Genomic DNA, 8,973 nt, shown 5'->3' with positions numbered 1-8,973 from the left:
CATCACCGCTGGCCAGGAGCGCATCCAGCTGCGCCGGCTCCAGCAGCAGCACCTCCATGTCCTCGTCGTCGTCGCCAGGGGGGCGATCCTGCAGCAGGGTGAGATCGCGGGCCAGGAAGAGGTGGATCACCTCATCGGAGTAGCCGGGGCAGGGGTGCATGGCCCCCAGGGGATCCCAGCGAATGGCGCTGTAGCCGGTTTCCTCCTCCAGCTCCCGTCGCATCGAGCCCAGGGGCTCCTCCCCCTCCTCCAGGGTTCCGGCCGGGAACTCCAGCAGCCGGCCGGCCACGGCGAAGCGGTACTGGCGCAGGATCACCACCCGGCCGTCCTCGAGCACCGGCACCGCCAGGGAGGCGCCCGGATGGCGGATCACGCCGTAGGTGCCCTCGATCCCGATCGGCAGCACCACCCGGTTGAGCTCGAAACGCACCTTGCGGGCCTGCAGGGCAGCGGTGGTTTCCAGATGGATGCTGGGCTCGGGGGGCGGCAGGGGAGCCATGGGGCGGGCCGTTCGGGCCCCCAGTGTGACGGGCGGGAGCCAGGGGTCGCGGTTCAGGGGCCCTCGGGCCAGCCCGGTCCACCGGCCAGGGCCAGGGGCGGCGGCTCCCCGGGCCGCTCCGGCAGAGCCGCCAGGGCCTCGGCGACCGAGGCGGCGGGGCCGGCCGCCGCTGCGGGCAGGCGCTGCTCGGGATCGATCGCCGCCAGCGGCGCCAGCACGAAGGCCCGCTCCCCCAGGCGCGGATGGGGCAGCACCAGCTCCGGACTGCGGCAGGTGCGGTCCCCGCACCAGAGCAGGTCGAGATCGAGACGGCGGGGTCCCCAGCGCTCGCGGCGCTCCCGGCCGAACGCCGCCTCCAGCCACAGCAGACGCGCCAGCAGCCGTGTGGGATCAGGCCAGCGGTCCGCCGGCACCGACGCCGCAGCGAACCGTGCCAGCAGGACGGCATTGAGATAGGGCGGCTGTCCCGACGGCCCCCCCACCGGCTGGGTGCGGAACCGGGGCGACCAGCTCAGCTGCAGCCGCACTCCGGCCCAGGCCTCCAGCTCCGCCGCCAGCAGAGGCCGCACGGCCGTGAAGGTGGCGACTGGGTCGCCGAGATTGGCGCCGAGGGCGATGGCCAGGCTGGCGCGGCGGGGATCGGCAGGGGGGTTGAACATCGACCGTCGCCCTCGGGCCTCTCCCATCAGCACCCTTCCGGGCCGGTGGGAGCCATCTTCGCCAACGTCCGCGGACACGCTCCCGAACGCGTCCCGCGCAGGCGAAGGGCCCATGAAGGCCCTCCGGCAATCCACCCGGAGAGCTGGTCGGTAGATCAGGCGTCCGCCACCTCTGCCGCAATGTCCTTGCCCCTGTCCGCTCTGCTGCTCACCCTCGCCAACCCCCTGCCCAGCGGCCTGCCAGGCCCCGTCTCCTTCAGCGCACCGCCCCAGGTGGGCAGTGAAGGGCCGTGGATGGCCCAGAAGCAGGCCGGGGCCCTCGCCCCTTCACTGCAGGGCAGACCCGTGGTGGTGGACATCTATGCCAGCTGGTGCCCCGCCTGCCGCACGATCGCTCCGACGTTGCGCTCCCTCCAGCAAAGCAAGGCCGGCAAAGCCACCTTCGTGACCTTCGACGTGTCCGATGCCGCCACCCTCAAGGCCTCCCGTGAACGGGCCAGGACGCTCGGGCTCAGCGCCTTCCTTGAGGCCAACCGCAGCCAGACCTCCCTGGTGGCGGTCCTCGACCCCCGCAGCGGCACCACCGTTCAGACCTTCCGGGCCAGCACGGATGCGGGCGCCTACGCCGCCGCCATCGGCAAGGCCCAAGCGATGATCCGGCCATGATCCGCTCCCCCCTGGGCCGCAACGGACCTGCGGTTCTGGTGCTCCTGGCCGCGGCGTCCGTGGCGGCGGGGCTGGCGGCACACAGCCTGCCGCGGATCGGCGCCCAGCTGGATCAGGCGATCCTGGCCGTGTCCCAGGCCTACGCCGAACGGTTCGAGGCCTGGCGAGCGCCCCCACCGCTGGTGGTGCCGCTGGCGGCGTTCGCCGGTGGGCTGCTGGCCAGCGTGTCCCCTTGCGTGCTGGCCATGCTGCCGTTGAACCTCGGCTACATCGGCACCCTCGGGCCGCTCAGCCGACGCCAGGCCCTCGTCAGGGTGGCCGGCTTCGTGGCCGGTACCGTCCTGGTGCTGAGTCTGTTCGGCCTCGTCGCCTCCTTCGCCTCGGCCGTGGTGGTGGACCACCGCGGCCCGGTGCACCTCGGGGTGGGACTGGTGATCCTGTTGATGGGCCTCCATCTGGGGGGATGGCTGCCGCTGCGCCTGCCCCGCCTGCCCGCCCTGCCCCCATCCGGCGGACCGTTCCTCGTGGGGATGGGCTTCGCCCTGGTGAGCTCCCCCTGTGCCAGTCCGGTGCTGTTCTCGGTGCTGGCCGCTGCCGCCGGCACCGGTTCCGGGCTGCTGTCGGTGGTCACCATGGTGAGCTACGCCCTGGGGTACACGGCGCTCATCGCGGCCACCAGCCTCTGGGCGGGTCTCATGGGCGCCTCCCGGGGGCTGCTGCGCCATGGCGCCACCCTCACCCGCCTGAGCGCACTGATTCTGCTGGCAGCGGGGGGGTTCTATGTGCTTCAGGGTCTGATCTGGAGCTGGCGGAACGGGTAGACGGAGCCGGCCAGGGCCCCCGCCGCCACCCGGTCGGCGAGACTGGCCAACCCACCCAGCCACTGCCCCATGGTCGTCAGCGGGTCCCCTGCCGCGCCCGCCGGTGCCGCGCCCACCGGCAGCTTTCCGCTGGCCGCCATCACCGGCCACGGCACCCTCAAGCTGGCCCTGTTGCTGGCGGCGGTGGATCCCGGCCTGGGCGGCGTGGTGATCGCCGGCGGACGGGGCACCGGCAAGTCGGTGCTGGCCCGGGGTCTCCATGCCCTGCTGCCCCCGATCGACGTCATCGACCTGGCCGATGGTCCGGGGCTGCGACAGGCCGATCCCAGCCGGCCGGATGAATGGGACGCGGCCACCCGGCGGCGCATCACCGAACTGGGCGGCGATGCCAGCGGCACCGACCCGGCCGCCTTGCTGCCCACCCGGGTGATCCCGGCGCCGTTCATCCAGGTGCCCCTGGGCGTCACCGAAGACCGGCTGATCGGCTCAGTGGACGTGGCCGCCTCCCTGAATGCGGGCGCCCCAGTGTTCCAGCCAGGGCTGCTGGCGGAGGCCCACCGGGGCGTGCTCTACGTCGACGAGCTCAACCTGCTCGACGACGGCATCACCAACCTGCTGCTGGCGGCGGTGGGCTCCGGCGAGAACCGCATCGAGCGGGAGGGGCTGAGCCTTGCCCACCCCTGCCGCTGCCTGCTGATCGCCACCTACAACCCGGAGGAGGGGGCGGTGCGCGACCACCTGCTGGATCGCTTCGCCATCGCCCTGTCGGCCAACCAGCTGCTCCACACCGACCAGCGGGTGGCGATCACCCGCTCGGCCCTCGACCACGGCGCCTCCAGCACCGCCTTCGGCGCCCGTTGGCAGGAGGAGACCGAGGCCCTGGCCACCCAGCTGCTGCTGGCCCGCCAGTGGTTGCCGGATGTGGCCATCGACCGCGAGCAGATCCGCTACCTGGTCACCGAAGCCATCCGCGGCGGCGTCGAGGGGCACCGGGCCGAGCTCTACGCGGTGCGGGTGGCCCGGGCCCATGCGGCCCTCTCCGGCCGCGACCGGGTGGAGGCGGACGATCTGCAGGTGGCGGTGCGGCTGGTGATCGCCCCGCGGGCCCTGCAGCTGCCGCCCCCGGATCCCGACCAGCCCATGGAGCCCCCGCCGCCGCCACCACCGCCCCAGGGGGAGCAGCCCCCCGAGGAACCGGAGCCGCCGGAGCAGGAGCCGGAGAGCGACGAACCGGACGAGCCGGACAACGACCAGGACGACAGCCCGGAGGACCAGGCCCCGCCGCAGATCCCGGAGGAATTCCTGCTCGATCCGGAGGCCACCGCCATCGACCCCGACCTGCTGGTGTTCGCCTCGGCGAAGGCCAAGAGCGGCGGCAGCGGCAGCCGGGCCATGGTGTTCAGCGACAGCCGTGGCCGCTACGTGAAGCCGATGCTGCCCCGGGGGCCCGTGCGCCGCATCGCCATCGACGCCACCCTGCGGGCCGCCGCGCCCTACCAGAAGGCCCGCCGCGCCCGGGAACCCCACCGCCGGGTGATCGTGGAGGAGGGGGACCTGCGGGCCAAGCAGCTGCAGCGCAAGGCCGGCGCCCTGGTGATCTTCCTGGTGGATGCCAGCGGCTCGATGGCCCTGAACCGCATGCAGAGCGCCAAGGGGGCCGTGATCCGTCTGCTCACCGAGGCCTACGAGAACCGCGACGAGGTGGCCCTGATCACCTTCCGCGGCGAGCAGGCCGACGTGCTGCTGCCGCCCACCCGCTCGATCACCGCCGCCCGTCGGCGGCTGGAGTCGATGCCCTGCGGCGGCGGCTCACCCCTGGCCCACGGCCTCGCCCAGGCGGCCCGGGTGGGGGCGAACGCCCTGGCCACCGGTGACCTGGGCCAGGTGGTGGTGGTGGCCATCACCGACGGTCGCGGCAATGTGCCCCTCAGCCGCTCCCTGGGGCAACCGGCGCTGGAGGGGGAGGAACCGGTGGATCTCAAGGAGGAGTTGCGGCAGGTGGCCGGCCGCTACCGCAGCCTGGGGCTGCGGCTGCTGGTGATCGACACCGAGCGCAAGTTCATCGGCAGCGGCATGGGCAAGGAGCTGGCCGAAGCGGCCGGGGGCCGTTACGTGCAGCTGCCCAAGGCGAGCGACCAGGCCATCGCCGCCATCGCCCTGGAGGCGATCAACGGTTTCTGACGGTGGGAGCCAGCCGGTCCTGGGCGGCCTGGCGGGCGGCCTTCGCCTCCTGCTGGCGGGCGTCCTGGAGGGCCTTCCGATCACGGGCCGCGTCCACCTCGGCCGGATAGAGCTCCTCGAAGAATTTGCCCAGGCCGATCGAGACGCTGCGGATGCCGTCGAGGAACTTCGGATCACCGGTGAGCTTGCTCACGTCGCCGCCGACGGCCGACCAGCGGTCGGTGAGCTGCTTGGCGTTGGTGAGGGTGGCCTGGAGGTCGGCCACGGTCTTCGGGTTGTCGAGCGCCGCCGCCAGGTTGCCGACGTGCTTCGTCGCCCTAGCAGCATCGGCACTGGCGAGGTTGAGGTTGCTCAGGATCGGATCCACCTTGCCCGCCGAGCGGTTCAGCTGTGTGACCAGGACCTGGGCGTCGCGCAGGAACACCTGGCCGCTCTTGGTGAGCAGCTCGGTCTCCTTGGCGGTCTTGGAAAAGGCGGCGGTGGCCGCCACCATCTGCTGCACGAGTTGCTCCTTCTCAGCCTCGTTGAGCAGACCCTGCACCGACTCCGTGACGGTGTCGAAGCTGGCCGCCGCGATACCGGTCACCTGGCCGCCGTTGCACACCATGCGGGTGTTGTTACAGGCCCGGTCCCTCGGTCCCGGCAGGCTGGCCGGCAGGGGTCCGCCTCCGGCCAGGAGGGACACCTGGGCATCTCCCCCCAGCAGGGAGGCGGCGCCGACACGGGCCACCAGGGGCCGGGCCAGGCGCAGGCGCGGGTTGGTGATTTCCAGATCAGCCACCACGGCCGCATCGGTGACCGTGACCTTGCGCACGTTGCCGACCAGCACCCCCCGGAAGGTGACAGGGGAACGGACGGCCAGACCGGCGGCATCGGCGAAGCTGGCCCGGATCGTCCAGGTGTTGCCCGTCAGGGAGACACCGCGCAACCAGAGCCACAGACCCATGCCACTGGCCACCGCGGCAAGCAGGGAAAATCCAACCAGGGCTTCACGGACACTCCGGCGCATGGGCTCAGTTCTCGGCCGGCTGCATCGGTCCGTGCAGACTACCGCTCCGAAACTGCACCACATAGGGATTGGTGCTGATGCGGAAGTCCTCGACCGCGCCGATCCAGCGGAAGCGTCCGTCGTAGAGGAGGGCCACCCGCTCAGCACAGCGGTCGATGGTGCTCATCACGTGGCTCACCACCAGGGTGGAGGCATGGACGATGCGGGAGGTGCGCACGATCAGGTCCTCGATGCGGGTGCAGGCCACCGGGTCGAGGCCGGCCGTGGGTTCATCGAACAACAGCAGGGGGGTGCGGGCCGACGCCAGGGTGGGGTCATCGATCAGGGCGCGGGCGAAGCTCACCCGCTTCTGCATGCCGCCGCTCAGCTCACCGGGCATGCGATCGGCGATGCCCGCCAGCCCCACGGCCTGCAGGGCCTGGTCCACCCGTTCAGCGATCTCCTTCTCACCCAGGCGGCTGAAGCGATAAAGCAGGAAGCCCACGTTCTCCCGCACGGAGAGCGAGGCCAGAAGGGCAGGGTTCTGGAACACCAGGCGCACGTCGGGGGGGTGGCGCTGATCCAGGCGCAGGTAGCTCTGGGGCTCACCGTGGATCCGCAGCTGCCCGTCGGTGGGCAGCTGCAGCCCCGCCAACAGCCGCAGCAGGGTGGATTTTCCCGAGCCCGACGGCCCCACCACCACGAGCCGCTCGCCCGGCAGGAGGCTGAGGTCGACCCGATCGAGACCCAGGGTTTCACCCCAGCGCATGCTGAGGTTCTCCAGCTGCGCCACCGGCGGGGTGGACGGGGGAGCGTTCAGCGCCAGTTGACGGAGGGCCAAGGAACCACGGCAAGGGGACCGCTGGGGCCCGGCTCCCATCCTGCCTGTTCAGGACGGGCTTTTCATCCGTACAGTTCGGTTGGTCTGTGCCGCGTCGCCACGCCCTGCCCTTGACGCTTCGAGGCCCCGCTGCGAACGCCCGGCGGCGCCGAGTCGCCGCCCGACCCGGGCGCCCCCGCTGGGTGGGCCGCGGCGATCTGCGCCAGCAGGACCTGATGAGCCGCTCACGGCGGGCGGCCCGCTGGCTGCAGCCCGGACTGGTGGTGAAGCGCTGGATGATCACCTCGGGCTTCGGCCTGGTGATCGCCCTGCTGGGGGCCGCCGTGTGGGCCGACCTGCAGCCGATCTACTGGACCCTGGAGACGATCCGCTGGGGCCTCAATCGGCTCACCCAGGTGATGCCGCGGGGGATCACCGGCCCGCTGGTGCTGCTGATCGGCGCCGCCATGGTCTGGCTGGGCCAGAGCCGCAGCTTCGGCGCCATCCAGCAGGCCCTGGCTCCGGAGAAGGACACCCTGCTGGTGGATGCCCTGCTGGCCCAGCGACGGCTGAACCGCGGCCCCAACATCGTGGCGATCGGTGGCGGCACGGGTCTGGCCACCCTGCTGAGCGGCCTGAAGCGCTATAGCAGCAACCTCACCGCCATCGTCACGGTGGCCGACGACGGGGGCAGCAGCGGCGTGCTGCGACGGGAGCTGGGCGTGCAGCCCCCCGGCGACATCCGCAACTGCCTGGCGGCCCTCGCACGGGAGGAGCCCCTGCTCACCCGGCTGTTCCAGTACCGCTTCAAGGCCGGCAGCGGCCTGGAGGGCCACAGCTTCGGCAACCTGTTCCTCAGCGCCCTGACCGCGATCACCGGCAGCCTGGAATCGGCGATCATCGCCAGCAGCCGGGTGCTGGCGGTGCAGGGCCAGGTGGTGCCGGCCACCAACGCCGACGTGCGCCTCTGGGCCGAGCTGGAGAACGGGGAGCGCATCGAAGGCGAATCCCAGATCGGCCATGCCCCCTGCCCGATCGTGCGCCTCGGCTGCACACCGGAGCGGCCGCCTGCCCTGCCGCGGGCCCTGGAGGCCATCGCCAATGCCGACCTGATCGTGCTGGGTCCCGGCAGCCTCTACACCTCCCTGCTGCCCAACCTGCTGGTGCCCGAACTGGTGAGCGCCATCAGCGCCAGCAAGGCACCCCGCCTCTACATCTGCAATCTGATGACCCAGCCCGGCGAGACGGACGGCCTCGATGTGGGTGGCCACCTGCGGGCGATCGAGGCCCAGTTGGCGAGCCTGGGGGTGGAGCAGCGCCTCTTCGGCGCCGTGCTGGCCCAGGAGGAACTGGCCGATTCCAGCCTCGTGGACCTTTACAAGCTGCGGGGGGCCGAACCCGTCACCTGCGAAGCCTCCATCCTCAAGGAGCAGGGCTATGAGGTGATCCTGGCGCCGCTGCAGGGAGCCCGGCCCAGCGCCACGCTGCGCCATGAACCGCGCAGCGTGGCCAAGGAGGTGATTCGGTTTTTCCGGAAGCACCGGAGGGATTAAATGTTGAGTCCCACCAAGTTGTTAAGCTGTCAATTGAGTGTGGTCCCCTGTTGGCATGGATGACAGGCATCAGGAGGGCACGATTCGTTCGTCGGAAAACCGTTGCGGGCTTGCACTGCAAGCGGGGATCAGCGCGTGCAGTGCTTCAAAGTGGCTGTCCTGCTGCCTTTGAAGGCACGGACAGCTAGAACCATAACCATCCACCTGGCCCCCAATCAGACCATGCAAAACCCTCTGAACAAGCACCCGCGCTGGTGACGCTCTAGAAGCCAATCTAAAGAGCAAGTGTCTTAAGCCCATCAATGAAAAACGACCGTCACAATCAACCTCGCGAAGGGAAAGAGCTCTATGAAACACTAATGTTCATGAAGCCCAAGAAGTGCCCTTATCCTCTCGTCAGAGTAGGAGGCAACAGCGATGGCTCCTATCTCATTCCAGACGATCTATCGGGAGTAGCAGCCTGCTTTTCTCCAGGAGTCAATAACTTCAAAGACTTTGAGGACTTCTTGGCTTTATCTTATGGAATAACATGTCATCTGTGTGATTTCACAAGTGATCCCACCTCTTTCGAAACACCGCTGATTGAGGGCCTTCAGACATTCAGAAAAAAGTGGCTTGACATCGATGGCGGAAGTGAAAGCATTACGCTGGAAGAATGGATAGCCCAGGAGTCTCCAAGCGACAATGACGACCTTCTTCTACAAATGGACATAGAAGGAGCAGAGTACCGAAATCTACTTGCATGTCCAGAAGAGACGCTTAAGCGCTTCCGCATCATTGCGCTTG

The 8,973-nt window shown here is 69.9% G+C and carries 9 protein-coding genes; 5 read left to right on the top strand and 4 right to left on the bottom strand.

Features of this window, described 5'->3' with window-relative positions; all coding sequences use genetic code 11:
* Nucleotides 1-499: NUDIX domain-containing protein (locus KBZ04_RS10820; RefSeq protein ID WP_254991938.1), on the bottom strand; the 499-nt coding region annotated here is incomplete at its 3' end.
* Nucleotides 500-552: 53 nt separating this feature from the next.
* Entirely contained in the window at nucleotides 553-1,158 is a 606-nt protein-coding gene (folK, locus tag KBZ04_RS10815; protein ID WP_254991937.1) for a 2-amino-4-hydroxy-6-hydroxymethyldihydropteridine diphosphokinase, read from the bottom strand.
* Nucleotides 1,159-1,338: 180 nt separating this feature from the next.
* Between folK and KBZ04_RS10810 the strand changes: the two genes are divergently transcribed.
* The 3 genes from KBZ04_RS10810 (at nucleotide 1,339) to bchD (ending at nucleotide 4,826) form a co-directional block, all read left to right on the top strand.
* Nucleotides 1,339-1,824, top strand: coding sequence for a thioredoxin domain-containing protein (locus tag KBZ04_RS10810; protein ID WP_409995963.1), 486 nt, complete (start codon nucleotides 1,339-1,341; stop codon nucleotides 1,822-1,824).
* Nucleotides 1,821-2,645, top strand: coding sequence for a cytochrome c biogenesis protein CcdA (locus tag KBZ04_RS10805; protein WP_254991935.1), 825 nt, complete (start codon nucleotides 1,821-1,823; stop codon nucleotides 2,643-2,645). Before KBZ04_RS10810 ends, KBZ04_RS10805 begins: the two co-directional genes overlap by 4 nt.
* Before the next feature lie 69 nt (nucleotides 2,646-2,714).
* A complete protein-coding gene (gene bchD / locus KBZ04_RS10800; protein WP_254991934.1) occupies nucleotides 2,715-4,826 on the top strand; it encodes a magnesium chelatase ATPase subunit D in 2,112 nt (703 codons plus the stop codon).
* On the opposite strand, the gene KBZ04_RS10795 is transcribed toward bchD, so the two are convergent.
* The gene (locus KBZ04_RS10795; RefSeq protein ID WP_254991933.1) at nucleotides 4,813-5,835 is read right to left on the bottom strand and encodes an MlaD family protein; all 1,023 of its coding nucleotides are present in this window, start codon (nucleotides 5,833-5,835) and stop codon (nucleotides 4,813-4,815) included. The two genes, bchD and KBZ04_RS10795, sit on opposite strands and share 14 nt — an antisense overlap.
* A 4-nt stretch (nucleotides 5,836-5,839) precedes the next feature.
* Nucleotides 5,840-6,583: an ABC transporter ATP-binding protein gene (locus KBZ04_RS10790; RefSeq protein ID WP_409995964.1), complete on the bottom strand. Its 744-nt coding sequence runs from the start codon at nucleotides 6,581-6,583 to the stop codon at nucleotides 5,840-5,842.
* A gap of 287 nt (nucleotides 6,584-6,870) precedes the next feature.
* Between KBZ04_RS10790 and yvcK the strand changes: the two genes are divergently transcribed.
* Together yvcK and KBZ04_RS10780 are read left to right on the top strand one after the other, a co-directional pair.
* On the top strand, nucleotides 6,871-8,187 hold the full coding sequence (yvcK, locus tag KBZ04_RS10785; RefSeq protein ID WP_254991939.1) for a uridine diphosphate-N-acetylglucosamine-binding protein YvcK: 1,317 nt from the start codon (nucleotides 6,871-6,873) through the stop codon (nucleotides 8,185-8,187).
* A 302-nt stretch (nucleotides 8,188-8,489) separates the two neighbouring features.
* On the top strand, nucleotides 8,490-8,973 hold a 484-nt coding region (locus KBZ04_RS10780; protein WP_254991931.1), incomplete at its 3' end, for an FkbM family methyltransferase.

The organism is Cyanobium sp. N5-Cardenillas, assembly GCF_024345515.1.
Taxonomy (GTDB): Bacteria; Cyanobacteriota; Cyanobacteriia; order PCC-6307; family Cyanobiaceae; genus Cyanobium.
The sequence above is the reverse complement of the archived record's forward strand: the minus strand, read 5'-3'. Positions and strand labels throughout refer to the sequence as shown.